We start from the raw sequence: 22,719 nt of genomic DNA on the forward strand, positions 1-22,719 counted from the left end.
ATCACTACTAATATAAACTTAATTTCATGAACATGAAAAATTTACACAGAGTAATGACCTTCATTTTTGCGATGGCAAGCGTTGTTGTCTTTGCTCAAGAAGAGCCTACAGAAAAAGAACCACAACAAGGTCATCAAAACACTAATAAGTTTAGACAACTATATCAAGAGTTTTCAACTCCTAACCAGTATAGAACTGCGTCTGGAGCTCCTGGTCCTGCATATTATCAAAATACGGCAGACTATGAGATGGATATCACTTTAGATGATAAAAATCAAAAACTATATGGGGAAGAGACTATTACATATACTAACAACTCTCCAGATCACTTAGAATACTTATGGGTTCAATTAGATCAAAATGTAAGAGCAAAAGATAGCAAATCTCAATTGCGCAATGGTAATGGTATTGCTGCAGTTAACCAAACAGGACGTTTTGTTTCTCAATTTGTAGATGAACCTTTTGATGGTGGTTTTAATATTGAAAAAGTAACTCAAAATGGTTCTCCTTTAAAATATACGATCAATCAAACCATGATGCGTGTAGATCTTCCTGAGGCTTTGGAGCCAGGAGACGATGTAGAGTTTTCTATAAAATGGTGGTATAATATTAACGATCACATAGTAAATAGAGGACGTTCTGGATATGAGTTTTTTGAAAAAGATGGAAACTACGCTTACGTAATAGCACAGTTTTTTCCACGAATGGCAGTATATAATGATGTAGAAGGTTGGCAGAATTATCAATTTTGGGGAAGCGGAGAGTTTGCTTTACCTTTTGGAGATTATAATGTAAAAATTACCGTTCCTGCAGATCATGTTTTAGATGCAACTGGAAAATTAGAAAATAGAAAAGAAGTGTTTTCTAAGAAAATGATGGATCGTTACGAACAAGCAAAAAAATCTTTTGATAAGCCTGTTCTTATTGTAACGCAAGAGGAAGCAGAAAAAGCAGAAAAAGGAGCTTCTAATAAAACTAAAACTTGGGAGTTTGAAGCTAAAATGGTAAGAGATTTTGCGTTTACAACTTCTAGAAAGTATATCTGGGATATGCAAAATGTAAAAGTAGGAAATCGTGAAGTAATGGCGGTTTCTTTATATCCTAAAGAAGGTAACCCTCTATGGGAAGAGTATTCTACCAAGGCTGTTGCTCATACTTTAACTAGTTATAGCGATATGACTTTTGATTATCCATACCATAAAGCAATTTCTGTACATGCTAAAAATCAAGGGATGGAATACCCTATGATTTGCTGGAATTATGGTCGTCCAAATGAAGATGGTACTTATAGTGACCGTACTAAATTTGGAATGATAAGTGTAATTATTCACGAAGTAGGTCACAACTTTTTCCCTATGATCGTAAATAGTGACGAACGCCAATGGGGTTGGATGGACGAAGGAATAAATACCTTTGTTCAGTTTGTTTCAGAGCAGCAATTTGGAAAAAAACATCCAGAAGCTGTTGCACCATTAGATAACTACCCTTCAAGAAGAGGAGACCCAGCAAAGATCACTAGTTATATGAAAGGTAACCAGGACTTTATTTCACCAATTATGAGTAATCCAGAGCAAGTTTACCAATTAGGGAATAACGCTTATGGTAAACCAGCGACCGCACTTAATATCTTAAGAGAAACGGTAATGGGGAAAGAATTGTTTGATCACGCTTTTAAAACTTATTCAAGAAGATGGATGTTTAAACACCCAACTCCAGAAGATTTCTTTAGAACTATGGAAGACGCTTCAGGCGTAGATTTAGATTGGTATTGGAGAGGTTGGTTTTATACTACAGACTTCGTAGACATAGGAATTGAAGAAGTAAACTCTTACTATGTTACTGATCAACCTACAAAAGCAGGAAAAGAAATGTTAAAGCGTTATGGGATTGAAGATGCCTCTCAAATAGACGCTTTGTATGTGGTAGAAGAGGGTAGTGAAGAGTATAAACCAGAAATGAAAAACAAATCTGCTTTAGAAAATGCGCCTAAACTTAAAACGTTTATGATGGATAACTTTACGGAACAAGAGCGTCAAAATATGAATGTTCCTAAGCACTTCTATCAAATTAAATTTAATAAACCAGGAGGTTTAGTAATGCCACTTATTGTAGAATATAAATATAAAGATGGTACTTCAGAAAGAATTAATTACCCAGCACAAATCTGGAGAAAGAATGATAAAGAAGTAACTCGAGTGTTGGCAACAAATAAAGAATTAGAATCTATTGTAGTAGATCCAGATATGGAAACTGCCGACGTTGATACTTCAAATAACTCTTGGCCACAAGAAGAGAAGCCAAATGAATTTGAAAAATTCAAAGAAGAAAAGACAAAAGGATAATATTCAACCTATTTAATTTTTAAGCTGACTTTAACGAGTCAGCTTTTTTTTTCATGTTATATTTGTGGTATGCAAATGATTCCATTATTTATTAGTGGCGCTGAGATAGCTTTTATCGTATTTATACTGGTAATGGTGTTTGGAGCCGATAAAATACCCGAAATCGCACGTGGATTAGGGAAAGGTATGCGTACTGTTAGAGATGCTACCAATGATATTAAATCAGAAATTACTTCTAGTACCGATAAACACCTTGGTGATATGGGAGGCAAGAATGTAAAAGAAGAGGTTGATAAGGTAAAAGATGAAATAGAGGAAATTACAGGTTCTGTGAGTAGAAAGCGATAAGCATTTATGATAGGACAAATTAAACAATGGGATCGAGATCTTTTTATATATCTTAACGGATTAGGAGTAGAGCGATTTGATGCTTTTTGGATATTTGTTACACAAGAAGAAACCTGGATTCCTTTATATATTTTGCTTGCTATCTTAATTATCCTTTCTCATAAAGGAAAAAACATTCTTATAGGCTTAATTTCTTTCTTAGCTAGTTTTGCTGTAACATTCGGTCTAACGCGAATTATTAAAGCTACTATAGCTAGAGCAAGACCTAATAATGTAGATGAATTTCAAGAAGTTATTCGAATATTACAAGAACCTACTTATTATAGCTTTGTTTCAGGACACACTTCAACTTCTGTAGCAATTACAACTTTCGTAGTATTAGCTTTAAGAAAAAAATGGAAATGGGTTTATATATTTTACTTATGGCCATTTTTATTTGCCACAAGTAGGGTCTACGTGGGAGTACATTATCCAAGCGATTTAATTGGTGGGGCAATTGTAGGCTTATTTTGTGCCTTTTTTGTCTATTATTTCTATAAAAAACTTATCGATAATAATTTAAAGAACCCTAGTAACAGTTAACCCATCTCTAATGGGGAGTAAAACAGTTTCTACGCGTGGGTCTTCATTGATTTTTTTGTTATAGAGAAGTAAAGCTTCAGTATCATTATCTCCTTTTTTTACGGATTCGACTATTTTTCCACTCCATAATACGTTATCAGATAAAATAACTCCTCCAGATTTTATTTTCGGCAAAATTATATCAAAATAATTAGGGTAGTTTTGTTTATCTGCATCAATAAAAACCAAGTCAAACTCTACATCTATTTGCGGTATAACCTCAAGAGCATTTCCTACATACTGGTGAATTTGCTTGCCCCAAGGTGATAAATCAAAATACTTACGTTGAAAATCCTCTAATTCCTCATTTTTATCGATAGTGTACAAATTACCATCGGGATCCATTCCTTCCGCTAAGCATAAAGCTGAATATCCTGTATAGGTACCTATTTCGAGAATGCTTTTAGGACGAATTAGTTTAGCCAACATGCTTAAAACTCTCCCCTGAAAGTGACCGCTTAACATTCGCGGTTGTAATATTTTTTGAAAAGTTTCTCTTTGTAGTTTTTGCAATAACTCTGGCTCTTGTTGAGAATGCTGCTCTACGTATTGATTAATATCTTCTGGTAAAAAATGCATTAGCTTAAAATACGTTTTACTAATTTATCTTTTGCTGCTTGATCGTCCCCACACAGCCACTGTATTACATTATCTTCCCAAATATCGTCGCATTGATCTTTCGTAAGAATTTTCCTTTCAACGGCTAAATCTAAAATCTTACCTGGATAAGATGATTGAGGAGCACTATCCATTTCCCCTAACGGATAAGGGTCATCTAAACCTGCAATAATTTGTTTAGGTTTTTGATTTTCTACTAATAATTTTAAAGAACCCGTATCATGAACCAAGGTGTCAAAAAAGATATTTTTATGCCCTACTGATTTACGAGGGTGAGTTTTCCCTTCAAACAAGTCAGATCTTCCATCAAAACCCTGTATTCTTCTACCTAAGTTAATTTGTGCTAATTGTCCGCCGTGAGCAAAACAGACACGCATATTTGGGTATTTATCTGGATAACCATTCAATGTTAAAAAATGATAAGCATCTGCACATTGAGCTAGCATCCAAATTAAATGAAAACGCCACGAAGTGTTTTCTAATAAAATAAACTTCTCTCCGTCATACGGATGTATTTCTACGGCCAAATTATACTTAGAAGCCATTTCAAAAATAGGCTCATTTTCTTCATCAAAAATACAACGCCAAGTTCCAATACTATCCATATAATGCGTAGGGAGACACAGCAATTGTAAGCCTAGCTCTTCTACACAACGTTCAATTTCCCACAATGCTCCACGAACAAAGCCTGGGTGAACTACGAATCCGCATGTAAATTTAGAGGGATGATTATGCTGAACTTTTGCATTAAAATCGTTTTGAAAACGTAAAGCTTTTTTCATTTCCTCTACACGCAAACCATTTCCGTAAAGTTGTGATAGGTTAAGTACAACAGCGTGATCTATATCGTAGCGATCCATCCATTCTAACTTTTCATCTAAAAAGAAACTAGAATCGGTTACCGGTCTTTTCCAGTTTTTTTGAAGCATAAATTTACGCTCCTCATCTACCCAAAAAATCTCTTTTTCTTTCATAAAAGCAGGAATTTCATGTGGGTAAGGTAGTAAGTGGGAATGGCCGTTAATTCTAAGTCTTTTTTTCATAGGGATGGTTGGTTTTGGTAATTAGTGGTTATTCAGCTGCGTATTGAATGCATATATTTTTTGGTTCAGTAAAAAACTCTAGAGCTTCAAAGCCGCCTTCGCGACCAACACCACTGTCTTTTACTCCGCCAAATGGAGTTCTTAAATCTCGGTTAAGCCAAGTATTTACCCAGACGATTCCAGCTTCAAGTTGATTGCTAAGTCTCATCGTACGATTAAGATTATTAGTCCAAACCGTGGCCGATAGTCCATAACGAACATCATTGGCTAAAGCTAAGGCTTCTTTTTCAGAAGAGAAAGGCATGATGGTAACAACTGGACCAAAAATTTCTTGCTGGTTAAGTGCGCAGCGATTACTTTTTACCTCGATAACTGTAGGTTCTAAGTAATAGCCTTGCTCATGATCTTCTACCTCTACTTTATTTCCTCCACATAAAATTGTGGCATCTTGTTGAGGTGCGTCTTGAATGTATTTATATACTTTTTCCAAATGTTCTTCGGAAACTAAAGCGCCTAAATTGCTCGATGCCTCGGAAGGAGGACCAACTTTCAATTTTTTTACCTCAGCAACAAAATCAGTTTTAAATTGTTCGTAGATGCTTTCTTCAACAAAAATTCTGCTTCCGCAAAGACAAATTTGCCCTTGATTAGCAAAAGAAGATTTAATTGTGGTCTGAAGCATTTTATCATAATCACAATCGGCAAAAATGAGATTGGGATTTTTCCCGCCAAGTTCTAGAGATAATTTTTTGAACATAGGAGCTGCAGTTCTAGCAATCATCTCTCCAGTTTTTGTTCCGCCAGTAAAAGAAATGGCTTTAATTTGTGGATGCTCTACAATTGCTTGTCCTGTATCTGGTCCCGTACCATGTACAATATTTAAAACTCCTTCTGGTAAACTGGTTTCTTTGCAAATTTCACTTAATAGATAAGCAGTCATGGGTGTAACCTCACTTGGTTTAGCTACTACACAGTTTCCTGCAGCTAAGGCTGGAGCTATTTTCCACGAAAATAAATATAATGGAAGATTCCAAGGTGAAATACAGCCTACTATACCAAGAGGTTTTTTTAAGGTAAAGTTGATGCTGTTGGTGCCCACAGTTTCGTGAGATTTACTAGCGAATTGTGTGATCGCTTGCGCATAAAATCTAAAATTGCTTATAGCTCTAGGAATGTCAATAGCTAATGCTAAGCTTAGGGGTTTCCCGTTATCTAGAGATTCTGCTTCCGCGAAAGCGATAAGGTTTTCTTCAATTTTATCGGCAATTTCGTGTAATGCTTTACTGCGTTGTTCTATGGTGAATTCTGACCAAACAGGAAAAGCATTTTTTGCTGCTTCCACAGCTTGCTCTACATCTTTAGAGTTACTAGCGGGAATTCTAGAATAAACCTCACCTTTAGCAGGATTATAATTGTCTAGCCAGCTTCCATCTATAGGATTTTTTAATTTACCACCAATAAAATTTTTAATGTCCTGCATAAGCTTGTTTTTTATATGCCATGACTTTAATTTCTATCAATAAATGTGGATGTGGTAATTGATGAACGGCTACAGTAGTTCTAGTCGGACCTGTTGCAGGTTCAAAAAACTCACCATAGGTTTCGTTGTATCCCTTAAAATCATTCATGTTGACTAAAAAAGTGGTCACGTCTACTACATCTTTTAAACTAGCCCCTTCTTGTTGTAAAATATTATCAATATTTTCTAAAACGGCAGCGGTTTGTTTTTTTATATCTAAGTTGGTGGTTCCCATTTCATCTACCTCTACACCTTCAAAAGTATTATCTGCACGACGAGAGCTGGTGCCAGAAACAAAAATAAAATCGCCTACTCTTTTAACGTGTGGATACTTTCCTCTTGGTGTAGCTTTTCCTTCAATTACTTTCCCTTCCATGATATTATTTTGTTTTAAATGAAACTTTGCCAAGTTTTTCTACTTGAGTTTCTATATGCTGATTTTTTTCTAGGTATGATGCTGCAGTTGCTGCACCAGCTAAAACTACTTGACCTTTCTTTACTTTTATTCCCGCTTTTGAAGCTAACCTACTCAACTCTACTAGAGATTGAAGTGGATTATTAAGAATAGCAGATGTTTTTCCTTCCTGAATAACTTCATTATTGGTACGTAAATCAATATTAAGATCAGAGATCTCTGTATTAAGATCAATCCAATCGCCGATGACATATCCAGTTGAAGAACAATTATCTGCTACAACATCTTCTAACGAGAACTTGAAATTTTCGTATCTAGAATCTATAATTTCTAAAGCTGGCGCCATAGCATCCACATACTTATGAATGTCTTTTAAACCAATAGATTCTTCTATATCTTTAGAAATTCTAAAAGCGATCTCTGGTTCTGCTCTTGGATGAATCCAGCGGTCTAAATTAACTTCTTCTTGAGGTTGCAGTTCCATTTCATTGGTTAGGATTCCCCAAATTAGATCGTGAACTCCCATTTGTTCCATCTTAGCACGAGAGGTGAATCCTAATTTAAAACCAGTAATTTCCTCTCCGCGTGCTAAACGCTTATCAATAGATAGGCGCTGAATGTCATAAGCGTCCTCTAATGTAAATTCGTGCTTTTCGGCTAATTGCTGTGTTGCCGTTGCATTTTTAGCAGCTTGATCGAGTATTTCTGCAATTTCTTCGTTATTCATATTATATATGGATTTTGCTGATTTAGAAGTTATTTTACTTTTAAAACGGCATCTTCATTTAGTATTTCTAGTGTTTCTTGGTTGACGAGCACCAACTTTTCTTGTAAGGAAAGCTGAGCGTCGATTCTATTTTGAGCAAGTAAATTGAGTATTGCTTTGTCTTGAGCTCTTCCTTTTTCTAAAGCTTCAGCATAACCAATTTCTTCTTGAAAAGTAACAAGTCTGTACTTAGAAGCATATTCTTTAGGGAACTCTTGTTCAAAAGCAGTTTCTAATTTTCTTTTTTGCTGAAATATGGGGGCAGCCGTATGCTCTTTCATTTCATGAAAATTATCAATAGCTAGATCTGCAATAGCATCGGTGTCAATTTTTCTCTTTTTTTGATATTCTAAAAATGTTGTATTCCAATCTCCTTCATACTTTTCTATCATTTCATCTAAAACTACTACATCTTCAAAAGAAGCGTTCATTCCTTGTCCGTAAAAAGGTACAATGGCGTGTGCCGCATCTCCCATAAGCATCACTTTTCCAAAACTATTCCATGGTGAGCATTTTACAGTACCTAAAGCTCCTGTTGGATTATTGAAAAAATCTTCTGTTAAAGTAGGCATATGTGCAGCAGCTGAAGGGTAAGCTGTGTCAAAATATTCCTGCACCTTTTCTGGTGTGGTTAAATTCTTAAAATTATATTCTCCCTCCTCGTAAGATAAAAATAGAGTTACGGTAAAACTTCCGTCAAGGTTAGGTAAGGCAATCACCATATTTTCTCCCCTAGGCCAAATATGTAAAGCATTTTTTTCTATTCTAAAACTTCCATTTTCTCCAGGTGGAATGGTAAGTTCTTTATAGCCGTGAGTTAAATACTCTTGTGAGAAGCTAAAGAGAAACAAATGATCCTCTAACATGCTTTTTCTTACTACAGAACCGGCGCCGTCTGCTCCAAATATAATATCGGCTTTAATGGTTTGTGTTTCTTTGGTGTTGTAATCTTCAAAAGTTGCGTGAGCTTTTTGTAAGTCCACATCGGTACAAGATTGATTAAACTGAATGCTTACATTAGACATTTTTTCTGCTTCATCGAGTAAAAGAGCATTCAAATCTGTTCGAGAAATAGAGTTGATGTATTCAGATTCTAATCCGCTGTAGCGAGATAAAAATTCATCTTGACCTAAATTGTGAATCATTCTTCCTTGCATAGGAATACACAAGTCTTTAGCCTTTCCTTTTAAACCGACAAGATTCATCGCTTTTATACCACGATCTGAAAATGCCAGATTAATTGATCTTCCAGCAGCAATATCTGTGCATCTTAAATCGGGTCTTTTCTCTATTAAGCTTACTTGATAGCCTCGTTGCGCTAATCTTAAGGCAAGAAGACTTCCGCAAAGTCCGGCCCCAATAATTAGTATATGTTCTTCTTTTTTCATCTTACTTCAGCAATTTTTTTAGGATTTGAACCATTTGATATACATCTTGGTAAGAGTTGTATAATGAAATAGGAGCAAGCCTAATAACGTTGGGTTCTCTCCAGTCACTAATTACACCAGCTTTCATTAAATCATCGAACAATTGTTTAGTAGCGCCTTTCAATTTGATTGAAATTTGACTACCACGCTCTTGCGGATTTGTAGGCGTAATCATTTCTATACGTTCATCCTTAATTTCAAGTAAAAGATATTCTAAAAATCCAGTGAGTTTAATGGCTTTTTCTCTAATGTTATCAAACCCTGCTTCATCAAAAATATCTAAAGAAGCTCTAATCGCCGCCATAGATAAAATAGGAGGATTACTTAATTGCCAACCTTCTGCTCCTGGAATTGGATCGAACTCGTGGCGCATGTTGAATCTTGTTGATTTATTATGTCCCCACCAACCAGCAAATCTTTTTAAATTGGCGTCGTTGGCATGCTTTTCATGTACAAAACAGCCACCTACGCTTCCTGGTCCGCTATTTAAATATTTGTAGCTACACCACACAGCAAAATCAGCTTCGCTTTCATGAAGTTGAGGTTGAATGTTTCCTGCACCGTGGGCTAAATCAAATCCTACTTTACAGTTGTATTGATGACCTAATTGAGTTATTTTTTTAATAGGGAAAGATTGTCCCGTATAATAATTGGTAGTTCCTATCATTAAAAGAGCCACTTCATCTCCTTGCTCTTGCATTATTTTTTCTAAATCTTCGAAACGACAAAGCTCTTCGCCTTCTCTAGGTTTCCATAAAATAAGGCCATCTTTAGGATCTATGTCGTGTAACTTTAATTGTGATTCTACCGCATATTTATCTGAAGGAAAAGCATCACTCTCAATTACTATTTTATATTTTTTTGTAGTAGGACGATAAAAGCTCACCATCATTAGGTGAAGATTTACACTAAGAGTGTTCATCATTACCACTTCACTAGGTTTTGCACCTACGATTTTAGCCATTTTTTCGGTTAAAAATTCGTGGTAAGGCATCCAAGGATGTTTTGCTTCGGTGTGTCCTTCAACCCCTAAATTAGCCCAATCGTTTAATTCTTCTTGAAGATATTCTTTGGTTTTCTTAGGTTGTAGGCCTAGTGAATTTCCGCAAAGGTAAATTTGTTCTGTACCGTCTTGATTTTTTGGAATATGAAATTGGTTTCTAAAATCTGCTAAAGGATCTAGTTGATCTAATTCTTTCGCAAACTCTAGGGTGTTTTTGTAGTTGGTCATTATTTATTTTTCTAAATGGGTGTGTTTTTCACAAATTTAGCAATAATTAATGATTGTTCTACATAATAAAAACTCAATTATTGAATTGAAACGTTGGTAAAGTAAAGTTTAAAACTGCCAGTGCTATCTTGATGCATTTTAGCGAACTTTATACCTTTTTGGGATTCATAATCTTCCCATGTATTTATTAAGGCTGCTTTTTCTGCTCCTTGAGGGTGAAACGACCACTCTTTAATCATATACTCCTTGTCTATGTAAATTTTATACATATCACCTGGAGTATAACCATCTTCATTATTATAGGAGATGCTTATTTCGGTTAAAGTTTCTTTATGAAGGGGAGAGTTAACCTCTTCTTTTACAGTGTAGTCAAAACCTTTATCCCAAACCAATTGAAAAGGAAATAGTAACCAATACTTATCATTAATAAAAGCTTGATCTGTTTTGGTAAGGGTGCTATCTTTTTGATTGGTGTGATAGTTAATGGTGTCTTTAGAGCTTATTAAAGTTACTTTTTCTTCTTTAGGACTCCAGTGCCAAGTTCTTTGAAAGTGAGAAGAATCTCGGTCTACATTGAAGGTGTAAGTAATTTTATTTACATCTTTCCAATTTTCATATCCATTCGCATTGGCTATTTTTTCAAGTATAGAAAGTTCTTTAGTTTCTTTATTAGGAGAAGATTCGGTTTTCTTTTTTGTTGATTCTTGACAGCCTACAATAAAAAAGGTTGTGGTAACGAGGAGCGATATAAGTATTGATTTTTTCATAAGTAAAATTATGGTGTAATATACAATAAAAAAAGGCCTCTAAATTTTAGAGGCCTTTAAATTTAATCTACTGCATCTTCAATATCGTCTGCTACATCTTCTACAGCGTCTTCCGCTTTATCTCCTTCATCTCGACAGCTTACAAATGCCGTAGATAAAATTCCCATTGCAAATAATGCTAAAAATAATTTCTTAATATTCATAATATTGGTTTTTAATGATTAAAGTCTTCTTCCTGTAATAAGTTTATAAATAATCATAATTACAGCTAATATTAATAAGATATGTATGATGCTTCCTAAATCAGGAAAAGCAAAATAACCTACAAGCCATCCTATCACTAAAATTACTACGATTAGCCAAACTAAATCTCTCATAATATTTCTTTTTTGTTAGTTAGTATGTGATAAATGTATAATAATTATCATCTCGCGAAATTTCATTTAACGAGTAATTAACTATGTTTTAATATCAAATTTAGTTTTATGCTAACAAATTTAGAAAATTAATATTTATTTAATAATTAGAAGGTTGGCTTTTAAATGAGAGCTGTTATAGTTAGATTATTGTTTTGAAGTAATTGTTTTAATAGAAATTTACTCTGTCGTGAAACATAAAAGCCCCAAACTTAGTTGGGGCTTTTATGTTGTTTAAATTACTTAACGGAATAAAAATTATTTTGAAGCTTTAACCAAACGGATAAATTCTGCTTTATAACCTTCCTCATCTTTTGTTTTTCCTTCTTCAGCGAGTTGTATGATGTTTTGAAAGGAGCTTTCTTCTATATATTCTGATTTTCTTAGCTTCATTCCAAACATAGCTACAGCCGAGGCGAATTTAAAATCCGCGGAAGCATTATTATTCCTCAACTCCTTAGCGGAAATGATATGCTCTATAAGTTTGCTTTTATCACCATCTGGTTCTTTATAGCGGAACTTTACGGTAAGTAAATCTTTTTGATTGTTGGCTGATGGTTTATCACTATATTTTAAATCATCAATATCTTTTAACCATTTGCTTTTTACTCCTGTAGGGATAATTTCATAAAGCGCGGTAACTTTATGACCGCTCCCTAATTCTCCCGCATCTTTTTTATCATCGTTAAAGTCTTCGTCATTTAATAACCGATTCTCATAACCTATAAGTCGGTAGGCTTGTACAAATGCAGGATTGAATTCTACTTGAATTTTTACATCTTTAACGATGGTAAAAAGCGTTCCACCAAACTCGGTTCCTAAAATGCGTTGTGCTTCTTGCATGCTATCTATATAAGCGTGATTTCCGTTTCCTTTATCGGCAAGGGTTTCCATTTTACTATCTTGGTAATTTCCAGTTCCAAAGCCAAGACAAGTTAAGAATACACCACTTTTTCTTTTTTCTTCAATAAGTTCTTCCATGGCTTGGTCGCTACTAGCTCCTACATTAAAATCTCCATCGGTGGCAAGAATAACACGGTTATTTCCGTTTTTAATAAAGTTTTCTTCGGCAGTTTTATAGGCTAATTCAATTCCTTGACCACCTGCGGTAGAACCACCAGCATTTAAATTATTTAAAGCTTCTAAAATTTTATTTTTATTATCTCCAGAAGTAGGAGGTAAGACCAAACCAGCAGCACCCGCATAGGTCACAATGCTTATCTTGTCTTCATCTCTAAGCTGATTCACTAAAAGTTTAAAAGCCGATTTTAATAGAGGAAGTTTATTTTGAGAATTCATAGAACCCGAAACGTCGATTAAAAAAACCAAGTTAGATGGCGGAATATCGTCAAGCGGAACTGTTTTCCCTTGTAAACCTATTTTTATAAGCTTACTGCCTTTATTCCACGGAGTAGTGTTAACTTCGGTATGTATGGCAAAAGGATTTTTTCCTTTAGGTTGAGGATAGTTATAATCGAAATAATTAATCATTTCTTCAATCTTTACGGCATCTTTAGGAATTTCTTGTCCGTTGTTGATCATTCGTCTTACATTGCTGTATCCTGCTTTATCTACATCGATAGAGAACGTAGAAAGCGGTGAAGATTTTACCATTTTAAAAGTATTTTCCTCTATCTTCTTGTAAGATTCAGTATTAGTATGAACAGGTCTAATAGTATGTCTACTTATATGGATACCGTGGGCTTTTCTTTTTAAAGCCATGTCAGACTGAACCACAACTTCCTCCAATTGTGAGCTAGCAGTCATTTTAATATCTATAACACTTTGTTTTTTTACTTTAATAGTTTGTGTTGTAAAGCCTATATAGCTAAAAATAAGTACGTCTCCAGTTTTTGCTTCTAAGGTATATTTACCGTCAAAATCGGTTTGGGTACCAGTATTTGTGCCTTTAATAATTATTCTTGTGCCTGGTAGAGGCATTCCTTCGTTATCGGTTACTTTTCCGGTAATGGTTTTAGCAATGAGAGTGGAAATTGAAAGAATGGAGATGCTAAAAAATAAGACTAAGTTTTTCATAAGATTAAAGTTTTAGTATTTATTGGTAATCAATAAATCTGCCAAACAAAAAAAGCCACTCAATTTTGAGCGGCTTTAATATTAAAAAAGTAAGTAAATTACTTCTTATTTTGTTGATCTTTAATTGTCTTTTTATCGATATCTACTTCATTTGTTTTCTCATTTCTATTACCCAATTCTCCTAAAGGGTTATCAACATCTTTATTTTTTCTTTCTCTATGATTATCTTCTATACGTCCCATAATTTCTAGTTTTAAAGTGTTCTATAAAATTAAAAATTAGAAAGGATAAATTCTATTAATGCTTTTATAAACTCTTGTTAAGTGTTTGTGAATTGATTTTTTTCTTGCTCTAAACATTTGGTTATAGCTGCTTGCAATGAATTTGTTTGAAACATATTATTAACGAAAAAAAGTTTTTCAAACTGAAAATTTAAAAAGGATGATTTAGAACAACACACTACATAATAATTTTCAATTCCATTAATTTTTTTGAAAAATTTCAACCAGTCTACAGGGCTTACGGAGTAATCATGAACCCTATTAGATATATAATTAACTTTTGAATTGAATTGACAGGGTAATAGTCTAACGCTAAGTTTATAATTTGTTGACAGTTACCCCAATTCACATTCTCTCCCTCGTTGATTTCTGCTACAATAAATTTATTAAAAAAATAAAATGTACCAATTTGTAATTTATGTGTCTTTTTAACCTCGTTAAAGTATTTGGTATCTCCTAACTTTATTTTCATATTTTATCTCTAGCAGTGAATTGTTAAAATTACGTGCTAAAAATTTATGTAGTGTTAATTTTTTGTAAAATCTGAAATAAAATCTTCAAAATTATCTTTTTTATTCTTTAAAAATTTAATAAACGCTGAACCAATAATAGCTCCGTGAGCGTGTGATGTTGCTTGTTTAAACGTTTTTTTATTGCTAATTCCAAACCCTACAATTTGCGGAGTCTTTAATTGTAAATTATTTATTCGCTCAAAATACTTAAGTTGCTCATCACTAAAGTCATTTTTCCCTCCAGTAACACTTGCCGAACTTACCATATAAATAAAACCTTTAGAAACTTTATCTATTTTCTTTATGCGTTCTGTAGGGGTTTGGGGAGTTATTAAAAAAACGTTTATAAGACCATAAGACTCAAAAATGGTTTGATATTCATCTTGATAAACTTCTAAAGGAAGATCTGGTATTATTAATCCGTCAATGCCCGTTTCTTGACATTTCTTGCAAAACTCCTCTACACCATATTGAAATATCGGATTAAAATATCCCATAATTATTAAAGGAATATTCACGCTTTCGCGGATATTTTTTAGTTGTGTAAAAAGCAAATCTGTAGTCATTCCATTTTTAAGCGCCTGGGTAGAACTAGCCTGAATGGTAGGGCCGTCTGCTAAAGGATCGCTAAATGGCAATCCTATTTCGATCATATCTACACCACTATTTTCTAAGGATTTAATAATAGAGGTGGTGTCATTTAATTGAGGAAAGCCTGCGGTAAAATATAAAGAGAGAATTTTTTTATTCTCTTGTAAGCGTTTATTTATTCTATTCATAACTATTTTTTTTAGCGTTAGGGGTAGAAGCGGCATCCTTTTGAGTTGATAAACGAAAAAGATACAGCGAATAACCCGCCCGAACGCCCTTAATATTTAAAATAATCTATATAGGTTTGTAAATCTTTATCGCCTCGACCAGATAAATTAATTACTACAATATCATCTTTTTTAAATGTTTTTTGTTCTAAAAGTGCCAAGGCATGTGAGGTTTCGATAGCTGGTATTATCCCTTCTAATTTAGATAATTGTAATCCCGCTTTCATCGCATCCTCATCTGTAATAGCAACAAAATCGGCTCTTTTAGATTGAAACAAATGTGCGTGTAAAGGTCCCACACCTGGGTAATCTAAACCTGCTGAAATAGAATAAGGTTCAGTTATTTGTCCGTCTTTACTTTGCATAAGCAAGGTTTTACTCCCGTGAATAATTCCCGTTTTCCCCAAAATTGAGGTGGCTGCACTTTCTCCAGAATCTACACCTTTACCTGCGGCTTCTACAGCGATAAGTTTTACGTTTTCTTCCTCTAGGAAATGATAAAAAGCTCCTGCAGCATTACTTCCTCCGCCAACACAAGCGATGACATAATCTGGATTTTCTTTTCCCTCAACTTCCAAAAGTTGATTCTTTATTTCTTTAGAAATGATACTTTGCAGACGAGCAACTAAATCTGGATAGGGGTGGGGACCAACTACAGAGCCTATAATGTAATGCGTATCTGTAGGATTACTTATCCAATCTCTAATCGCTTCATTGGTAGCATCTTTTAATGTTTTACTCCCCGATTTTGCAGGTATAACTGTAGCACCTAACATTTTCATGCGGGCAACATTTGGTGCTTGTCGTTCTATATCTATGGCTCCCATATAGATAACACATGGTAAACCCATTAAGGCACAAACAGTGGCTGTGGCTACTCCGTGCTGACCTGCTCCAGTTTCGGCAATAATTCTTTTTTTTCCTAAACGTTTGGCTAATAATATTTGCCCCACCGTATTATTCACTTTATGGGCTCCAGTATGACAAAGATCCTCTCTTTTTAAATATACTTTAGTTCCATAAGTTTCGCTTAGACGTTTGGCATAATAAAGCGGAGTAGGGCGACCTACATATTGTTTCAACAAATCTTGAAACTCTTCTTGAAATTGATCGTCTTCAAGAATGTTTAAGTATTGTTCTTTTAATTCGGTTAGATTGGGTTGTAGCATTTCGGGGACAAAAGCTCCTCCAAATTCGCCATAATACCCTTTTTCGTCTATATGATAAGAATTTTTCATTGCATTAAATCTTTAAACTGTTTTAATAAATCAGTATTTTTAAATCCCGGAGCTATTTCAAATTTGCTATTTAAATCTACTCCCGCTAGAGGTAAAGAAGACTGTTTTATTTTTTTAATTTCTTGTATGTGCTTTATAGCAATTCCTCCACTTAAGAAAAATGGATGCTGGTAAGTATAATTCTGCAAAATACCCCAATTAAAAGTTACTCCATTACCACCATAGTTTTTCCCTTTAGTATCAAATAAAAAATATGTAGTAGCTTTTATATAAGGAGCTAAAGTTCCAAAATTGAATTCTTCATCTACAGAAAACGCCTTAATGACTTCTAAATTTTCATTTTTTAGTTTATCGCATAATTCAGCTGTTTCTTTTCCATGCAATTGAACCGCTTGTAAACCAAAAAGCTCAGCTTTTTCCATAATATGCTCATAATCTTCGTTTACAAAAACCCCTGTCTTTTTAATTTCTTGCGATAAATTTTCAGGAATCTGTGTAATGTAACGTGGAGAACTTTTATAAAAAATGAAGCCCATATAATCAGGAGAAAGTGCGGCAACTTCTTTGATGTTTTCTGATTCTCTCATTCCGCAAATTTTAATTTTCATAGCTATTTTTTTAGTGAATGAGTTGAGTAACTTCTTCTATAAATTTTTGTGTAGCATCTCCAGGAGTATTAGTTTTCATAAAATGTTCACCAATTAAAAAACCATTAAAGCCTGCTGCGTGTAATTTTTGTATCGCTTTCGCGGAATTAATACCGCTTTCTGAAATTTTTACTATGTCATTTGGGATGTGCTTAGCCAGTAAAAGACTATTGTCAATATCAACTTCAAAAGTTTTTAAGTTTCTATTATTTACTCCTATGAGTTGAACTGGAGCATCTAAATTCTGCTCTAATTCTTTTAAATTGTGTACCTCTAATAAAACTTCGAGGCCTAAATTCTTAGCTAAAGAACTAAGCGTAAACACCTGCTGTTGAGTTAATGCTGTAGCAATCAGTAAAATTGCATCGGCGCCATATGCTTTAGCTTCTAAAATTTGATATTTATCAATAATAAAATCCTTTCGTAAGAGAGGAAGCTGAGTGGTAGCTCTAGCAAGTAATAAATCCTCTAGAGAACCGCCAAAAAAACTATTATCTGTTAATATCGAACTTCCGCTAGCTCCTGCATTTTCATAACCTGCTAAAACGTCTTGAATTTGTAAAGATTGATTGATACTTGCCTTAGAAGGCGACCTTCTCTTATGTTCTGCGATGATGCCAAAACCTAACGAATTATTTTTTATACGTTCACTAAGAGAAAAAGGTGCTCTTTTAAAAAGCTCACTTTTTTCTAATTGATGATTAGAGACTATGCTAATTTTTAAAGCGACTTCTCGTTCTTTTTGTGCAATTATTTTTTCTAAAATAGTTTTCATTTAAAGACTAATTTTTTGAAGTTGCTTTAAGGTTTCAAGAGCTTTTCCTGAAAGTAAGGATTCTTCAGCTAGAGCTAAAGCTTCCTCTATGCTTATTTGTTTAGAAGTAGATATCGCTAAAGCGGAATTTGCAATAAGCACTGCATTTTGAGCAGATGAACCTTTTCCGTTAAGGATATTATAGAAAAGTTTTGTAGCTTCTTCTACCGAATTTCCTCCATATATTTCTTTAGCTTCAATTTTTTGAAACCCTAATTCTTGCGGACTTAAAACGGCTTCCCTTTGATTAGTGTAAATTTTGGTATCTCCTGTTAATGAAACTTCATCATAACCATTTAGTGCATGAACAATGGTATATTTTTTTGAGGTATTTTGATAAAGATAGTGATACATTCTTGCTAACTCTAGACTAAACACACCCACTACTTGCTTTGTAGGAAACGCAGGATTAACCATTGGGCCTAACATATTAAAGAAGGTTTTTACAGCTAAATCTTTTCTAACAGGAGCCACAGCTTTCATCGCTGGGTGAAATAATGGAGCGTGTAATACACATAAATTCGTTTCTTCTATACAACGTTGTAAAAAAGCCTCTTCATTAGAAAATTTGATCCCTAAAGATTCTAAAACATTACTGCTTCCGCTTACAGAGGATACACTGTAATTACCGTGTTTAGCTACAGGAATACCTGCTCCTGCAGTTATAAAAGAAGCAAGAGTAGAAATATTAAAAGTGTTTTTATGATCCCCGCCAGTACCACATAAATCTATGGGTTGGTAAGCAGATAAATCTATAGAAATACAGAGCTCTAACAACGCATCTCTAAAACCTTCTAATTCCTGAACTCTAATACTACGCATCATATAAGTAGTAAGAAATGCTGCAATTTGAGTAGTATTAAAATTGCCTTTAGAAATTTGAATAAGGCTTTCTTTGGCTTCTTCTTTACTTAAAATTTGATGATGTGTTAATTTATTTAAAGTGTTTTTCATGACATTTCTTTAAGCGTGGTTCACCCAGTTTTCTAATATTTTCTTTCCTAATGGAGTAAGTACAGATTCTGGATGAAATTGAACTGCAAAAACAGGAAAGTCCCTATGTTTTATAGACATAATTTGTCCGTTTTCATCATAAGAGGTTGGGATGAGAGCATCAGGAAGTTGCTCCACCACCCAAGAATGATAACGGCCTACATCTAATTTCTTTGGTAGATCTTTAAATAAAACAGAATTTTCTTCTATTACTTCTATAGAAGTTGCCACGCCGTGATAAACCTTGTTGAGGTTAATAAGTTTACCTCCAAAAACTTCGGCTATGGCTTGCTGTCCAAGACATACACCTAACATAGGTTTGGAGTGACCGTAAGTTTTTATAATTTCTTTTAATAAACCTGCTTCATCGGGAATGCCTGGTCCTGGAGATAATAAAATTTTGTCGTATTGTTCTACCTCTTCAAGATAGAGCTCGTCATTCCGTTTAACGGTAACTTGACAGTTGAGGTCTTCTAAATAATGGACTAAATTATATACAAAACTGTCGTAATTATCTATGACTAAAATCTTTTTCATATTAAAGTTGTGTTGCGATATTTAAAGCTTTGGTAAGCGCACCTAATTTATGATATACTTCTTGCAATTCATTTTCTGGAGTAGAATCGGTTACAATTCCTGCTCCTGCCTGCCAATGTAGTTGATGGTCTTTACTTAAAAAGGTTCTTATCATAATGGCGTGATTAAAGTTTCCTTTAAAATCCATTACTCCAATTGCCCCTGCGTAAAAGGTTCGGTTAACGGTTTCATATTTTTCTATAAGTTGGAGTGCTTTGTGTTTTGGTGCTCCACTTAGTGTCCCTGCAGGAAAAGTATCGGCTACTAATTGCAGACTAGGAATATCTTTTTTCTTTTTCCCTGTCACTTTACTCACCAAATGAATAACGTGAGAAAAAAACTGAATTTCTCTGTAGGTTTCTACTTTAACTTCAGAAGAGTTTCTACTTAAATCGTTTCTGGCTAAATCGACCAACATTACATGTTCGATATTTTCTTTAGGATCTTTTGCTAGTTGTTGTGCGGCGGCAGCATCCTTTTCATCATCTCCTGTACGTTTTATGGTTCCTGCGATAGGGTGAATTTCTGCCATATCATCTTGTATGACTATTTGTGCTTCTGGAGAGCTACCAAATATTTTAAAATTTCCATAATCAAAGTAGAATAAATAAGGAGAAGGATTAACGCTCCTCAAAGCTCGGTATACATTAAAGTCGTCTCCCTTATATTTTTGAGAAAAACGTTTAGAAAGTACAAGTTGAAAAACATCTCCGCGTGCACAATGTTCTTTAGCTTTTAAGACATTATTGCGGTAGGTTTCATCATCTATATTAGAGGTGATTTCTCCATCAAGTTCAAAGTTAAATTCGGCAAAATCTTGAACAGTGATTAAGTTATAGAGTTCTTCTAAATTATCTTCTTTTTGGTAAGTATGAGAAAATAAATAAGCTTCATTGTTAAAATGATTAATAGCGATAATGTTTTGATAAACTGCATAATACATGTCAGGAATATCGAGCTTGTTCTCTTTTTGCTGAATAGATACTTTCTCAAAATACCTCACTGCATCATAGCCTGTATAACCGAATAAGCCATTGTGAATAAAAGAGTAAGATTCATCTTGAGTTTGAAACATTTCCGCGAAAGCTTGAATCTCTTCCATCACATTTGTAGTCTCTGTAATAGATTTTTTCTCTATTTTACCGTCTGGGTATTGCATCACTATCATTTCATTTTTAACCTCTATAGATGCAATAGGATTACAACAGATGTATGAAAAACTATTATTATTGGCGTGGTAATCACTACTCTCTAATAGTAGACTGTGAGGGTATTTGTCTCTTAGTTTTAAGTAAATACTCACCGGAGTGATGGTGTCGGCAATAATTTTTTTTGAGGAAGTGGTTAGCGTATACATAGTAAATTTTAAATTTAAAGCATGAAAAAAGGCTTGTCGTGAATGACAAGCCTTTTTTATATAATAGATTATACAAACTAGTAGCTAGCTCACGACGTTTGACGTAAGTTATTCCACCACCAAGTATGTACAGTTTTTGTAAACATGACTGCAAAGATAGAAACGTTTTGTTTCTCTACAAGAATTTAATTAAAATTTAAGATTTACATCTAAGATAAAATCATCATAAATCATGTTGTCCCCCAAGTTATCAAAGAAACTTCCAGAACCATATTTTATACCGAATTTAGTTCTATCGATTGTTAGTTTAGCTGTAGCTGAATTTTCCATTACATTCATATCAAAACTAGTAAGTTCTGTTTTGCCTTTTATGGTCATCTTACCGGATACAGCATAAATGTTTCCTTTCTTAATCACATTTGTAATGTTAAACATTGCTTTGGTATGATCTTTTACACCAAAAAAATCATCAGATTTTAAGTGACCTTCTAATTTTTGTTTTCCTTCTCCTTTAAGATCGGTTACATTGATAGTTGTCATATCAATTATAAAACTTCCTCCAGTAAGTTCATTCTGTTCAAAATTTAGATAACCTTCTTGCAGTTCGATAGTTCCTGTATGAGAACCAGTTAATTTTTCTCCTGTCCAAGTGATTTTACTAGCTTGGGTATCAACTTTTTTGGTTTCTTTTTTTGTCGTTGTAAAAGCAACAGTAGCTAATACAATTACTGCAGCCGCTAGGCCTTTTAAGTTTTTTTTCATGATTTCTGTTATATATTAATAAATAAATTTTCTTTAGATTTTCTTACTTTTTTGTTGTGTTGAGTTTCGTCTTCATCACTTCTATATCCTATAGTAGCTATTACAGAGGCGGTTAAGCCTTTCTCTGTCAAGCCTAAAATTTCATTATAAGCTTTAGCATCAAAACCTTCCATAGGACAAGCGTCAATTTTCATTGTAGCACAAGCACTTAAAAGATTCCCTAAGCCAATATAAGTTTGTTTAGCAGCCCAAATAGCTTGCTGCTCTTCTGGTAATTGAAGAGTTGTTCCTTTAATGGTATCGCTATATCCTTTTAAGTTCTCCAAATCAATTTCTCTAACCACACTTATATTTTGCATAAATTCATCTACATCTTTTTCGGTTACTTTAGTGTAGCTAGCAAAAACAATTACTTGTGAAGCATCTGTAATTTGAGTCTGATTCCAAGAAGCAGCTTTTAATTTTTCTCTAACACCGGCATCTTCAATCACTAAAACTTTATAAGGTTGAAGTCCGTATGAAGAAGCAGTTAGGCGAATAGCTTCTTTAATTTTCTCTAGGTCGTCTTCTTTAATTTTTTTGGTGCTGTCAAATTTCTTTGTGGCATATCGCCAATTTAAATTCTCCAAGTATTTTTCCATAACTATTGTTTTGTTTTATTCTCTAAGTTTATTTAATAATTGATTTAAAGTTTCTACTTCTTTAACTGAAAGATTTTTAGTGCATCTTTCTTCAGCTTCGGTAATGATAGGATCTAATTCATCTAATAAAGACAAGCCTTTTTTTGTAATGGTGATTTCCACTTTTCTGCGATTATTTTCACATATAAAGCGTTCGGTTAATTTTTTTTCAATCAGTTTATCCACTAATCGGGTAGTGTTGCTCATTTTATGAACCATTCTTTCTTGAATGGTTTGTAAATTCGCAGGTTTACCTTTTTGACCTCTTAAAATTCGTAACACATTAAACTGTTGCATAGAGATACCAAAAGATTTAACGCTTTCGGCTACTTCCACATTAAGATTAGAACTTGTAACCCATAAATTAATAATCAATTCCTTTCTTGGACAAATAGGCTGATTTGATTTTATAAGTTCTTCTATATTCATAATTGTATTTACAATTGTTGTATGTACAAATGTATATTTTTAAATGTTTGTAAGTCTAAAAT

Annotated in this window: 26 protein-coding genes; 3 read left to right on the forward strand and 23 right to left on the reverse strand. The window is 33.9% G+C overall.

Going from position 1 to position 22,719, the window contains the following annotated elements; translation table 11 throughout:
* Positions 1–32 precede the first annotated feature (32 nt).
* From FT986_RS06995 to FT986_RS07005, 3 genes are all read left to right on the forward strand, one after another.
* The gene (locus tag FT986_RS06995) at positions 33–2,342 is read left to right on the forward strand and encodes a M1 family metallopeptidase (RefSeq protein WP_147864476.1); all 2,310 of its coding nucleotides are present in this window, start codon (positions 33–35) and stop codon (positions 2,340–2,342) included.
* Between the two features lie 69 nt (positions 2,343–2,411).
* The gene (locus FT986_RS07000; RefSeq protein WP_147864477.1) at positions 2,412–2,690 is read left to right on the forward strand and encodes a twin-arginine translocase TatA/TatE family subunit; all 279 of its coding nucleotides are present in this window, start codon (positions 2,412–2,414) and stop codon (positions 2,688–2,690) included.
* Between the two features lie 6 nt (positions 2,691–2,696).
* A complete protein-coding gene (locus FT986_RS07005) occupies positions 2,697–3,272 on the forward strand; it encodes a phosphatase PAP2 family protein (protein WP_147864478.1) in 576 nt (191 codons plus the stop codon).
* Here the strand turns inward: FT986_RS07005 and FT986_RS07010 are convergent.
* The 23 genes from FT986_RS07010 to FT986_RS07110 all read right to left on the reverse strand — a co-directional run bounded on the left by FT986_RS07010 (position 3,249) and on the right by FT986_RS07110 (position 22,657).
* Complete coding sequence (locus FT986_RS07010) at positions 3,249–3,890, reverse strand: O-methyltransferase (RefSeq protein WP_147864479.1); 642 nt, start codon at positions 3,888–3,890, stop codon at positions 3,249–3,251. The two genes, FT986_RS07005 and FT986_RS07010, sit on opposite strands and share 24 nt — an antisense overlap.
* Positions 3,890–4,972 (reverse strand): amidohydrolase family protein, encoded by a 1,083-nt coding sequence (locus FT986_RS07015; protein WP_147864480.1) that lies wholly within the window; start codon positions 4,970–4,972, stop codon positions 3,890–3,892. Before FT986_RS07015 ends, FT986_RS07010 begins: the two co-directional genes overlap by 1 nt.
* Before the next feature lie 28 nt (positions 4,973–5,000).
* A complete protein-coding gene (locus FT986_RS07020; RefSeq protein WP_147864481.1) occupies positions 5,001–6,452 on the reverse strand; it encodes an aldehyde dehydrogenase in 1,452 nt (483 codons plus the stop codon).
* Complete coding sequence (locus FT986_RS07025) at positions 6,439–6,867, reverse strand: RidA family protein (protein WP_147864482.1); 429 nt, start codon at positions 6,865–6,867, stop codon at positions 6,439–6,441. The genes FT986_RS07020 and FT986_RS07025 overlap by 14 nt, the downstream gene beginning before the upstream one ends.
* 4 nt (positions 6,868–6,871) lie before the next feature.
* A complete protein-coding gene (locus FT986_RS07030; protein ID WP_147864483.1) occupies positions 6,872–7,633 on the reverse strand; it encodes a 2-keto-4-pentenoate hydratase in 762 nt (253 codons plus the stop codon).
* Positions 7,634–7,662: 29 nt separating this feature from the next.
* On the reverse strand, positions 7,663–9,060 hold the full coding sequence (locus tag FT986_RS07035; protein WP_147864484.1) for an NAD(P)/FAD-dependent oxidoreductase: 1,398 nt from the start codon (positions 9,058–9,060) through the stop codon (positions 7,663–7,665).
* Between the two features lies 1 nt (position 9,061).
* Positions 9,062–10,330, reverse strand: a complete 1,269-nt coding sequence (gene kynU, locus FT986_RS07040) for a kynureninase (RefSeq protein ID WP_147864485.1) — start codon at positions 10,328–10,330, stop codon at positions 9,062–9,064.
* A 77-nt stretch (positions 10,331–10,407) separates the two neighbouring features.
* Positions 10,408–11,097 (reverse strand): hypothetical protein, encoded by a 690-nt coding sequence (locus FT986_RS07045; protein WP_147864486.1) that lies wholly within the window; start codon positions 11,095–11,097, stop codon positions 10,408–10,410.
* A 62-nt stretch (positions 11,098–11,159) separates the two neighbouring features.
* Positions 11,160–11,300 (reverse strand): hypothetical protein, encoded by a 141-nt coding sequence (locus FT986_RS15895; protein ID WP_170116602.1) that lies wholly within the window; start codon positions 11,298–11,300, stop codon positions 11,160–11,162.
* Between the two features lie 18 nt (positions 11,301–11,318).
* Positions 11,319–11,474, reverse strand: a complete 156-nt coding sequence (locus FT986_RS07050) for a lmo0937 family membrane protein (protein WP_147864487.1) — start codon at positions 11,472–11,474, stop codon at positions 11,319–11,321.
* A 297-nt stretch (positions 11,475–11,771) separates the two neighbouring features.
* On the reverse strand, positions 11,772–13,550 hold the full coding sequence (locus FT986_RS07055; RefSeq protein ID WP_147864488.1) for a VWA domain-containing protein: 1,779 nt from the start codon (positions 13,548–13,550) through the stop codon (positions 11,772–11,774).
* A 98-nt stretch (positions 13,551–13,648) separates the two neighbouring features.
* Positions 13,649–13,792: a hypothetical protein gene (locus FT986_RS15900; protein WP_170116601.1), complete on the reverse strand. Its 144-nt coding sequence runs from the start codon at positions 13,790–13,792 to the stop codon at positions 13,649–13,651.
* Between the two features lie 277 nt (positions 13,793–14,069).
* Entirely contained in the window at positions 14,070–14,303 is a 234-nt protein-coding gene (locus FT986_RS07060) for a hypothetical protein (protein WP_147864489.1), read from the reverse strand.
* A 54-nt stretch (positions 14,304–14,357) separates the two neighbouring features.
* Complete coding sequence (gene trpA, locus FT986_RS07065; protein WP_147864490.1) at positions 14,358–15,122, reverse strand: tryptophan synthase subunit alpha; 765 nt, start codon at positions 15,120–15,122, stop codon at positions 14,358–14,360.
* Between the two features lie 89 nt (positions 15,123–15,211).
* The gene (gene trpB, locus FT986_RS07070) at positions 15,212–16,399 is read right to left on the reverse strand and encodes a tryptophan synthase subunit beta (RefSeq protein WP_147864491.1); all 1,188 of its coding nucleotides are present in this window, start codon (positions 16,397–16,399) and stop codon (positions 15,212–15,214) included.
* Positions 16,396–17,007, reverse strand: a complete 612-nt coding sequence (locus FT986_RS07075) for a phosphoribosylanthranilate isomerase (RefSeq protein ID WP_147864492.1) — start codon at positions 17,005–17,007, stop codon at positions 16,396–16,398. The genes trpB and FT986_RS07075 overlap by 4 nt, the downstream gene beginning before the upstream one ends.
* A 10-nt stretch (positions 17,008–17,017) precedes the next feature.
* A complete protein-coding gene (gene trpC / locus FT986_RS07080; protein ID WP_147864493.1) occupies positions 17,018–17,821 on the reverse strand; it encodes an indole-3-glycerol phosphate synthase TrpC in 804 nt (267 codons plus the stop codon).
* Positions 17,822–18,814 (reverse strand): anthranilate phosphoribosyltransferase, encoded by a 993-nt coding sequence (gene trpD / locus FT986_RS07085; RefSeq protein WP_147864494.1) that lies wholly within the window; start codon positions 18,812–18,814, stop codon positions 17,822–17,824.
* 9 nt (positions 18,815–18,823) lie between these two features.
* Positions 18,824–19,390, reverse strand: a complete 567-nt coding sequence (locus tag FT986_RS07090) for an aminodeoxychorismate/anthranilate synthase component II (RefSeq protein ID WP_147864495.1) — start codon at positions 19,388–19,390, stop codon at positions 18,824–18,826.
* Between the two features lies 1 nt (position 19,391).
* The gene (locus FT986_RS07095) at positions 19,392–20,786 is read right to left on the reverse strand and encodes an anthranilate synthase component I family protein (RefSeq protein ID WP_147864496.1); all 1,395 of its coding nucleotides are present in this window, start codon (positions 20,784–20,786) and stop codon (positions 19,392–19,394) included.
* A 189-nt stretch (positions 20,787–20,975) separates the two neighbouring features.
* Complete coding sequence (locus FT986_RS07100) at positions 20,976–21,548, reverse strand: YceI family protein (protein ID WP_147864497.1); 573 nt, start codon at positions 21,546–21,548, stop codon at positions 20,976–20,978.
* 8 nt (positions 21,549–21,556) lie between these two features.
* Positions 21,557–22,189: an NAD(P)H-dependent oxidoreductase gene (locus FT986_RS07105; RefSeq protein ID WP_147864498.1), complete on the reverse strand. Its 633-nt coding sequence runs from the start codon at positions 22,187–22,189 to the stop codon at positions 21,557–21,559.
* 15 nt (positions 22,190–22,204) lie between these two features.
* Positions 22,205–22,657, reverse strand: coding sequence for a MarR family winged helix-turn-helix transcriptional regulator (locus FT986_RS07110; RefSeq protein ID WP_147864499.1), 453 nt, complete (start codon positions 22,655–22,657; stop codon positions 22,205–22,207).
* Between the last annotated feature and the right edge of the window lie 62 nt (positions 22,658–22,719).

Source organism: Mesonia sp. K4-1, assembly GCF_008017825.1.
Lineage (GTDB): Bacteria > Bacteroidota > Bacteroidia > Flavobacteriales > Flavobacteriaceae > Mesonia.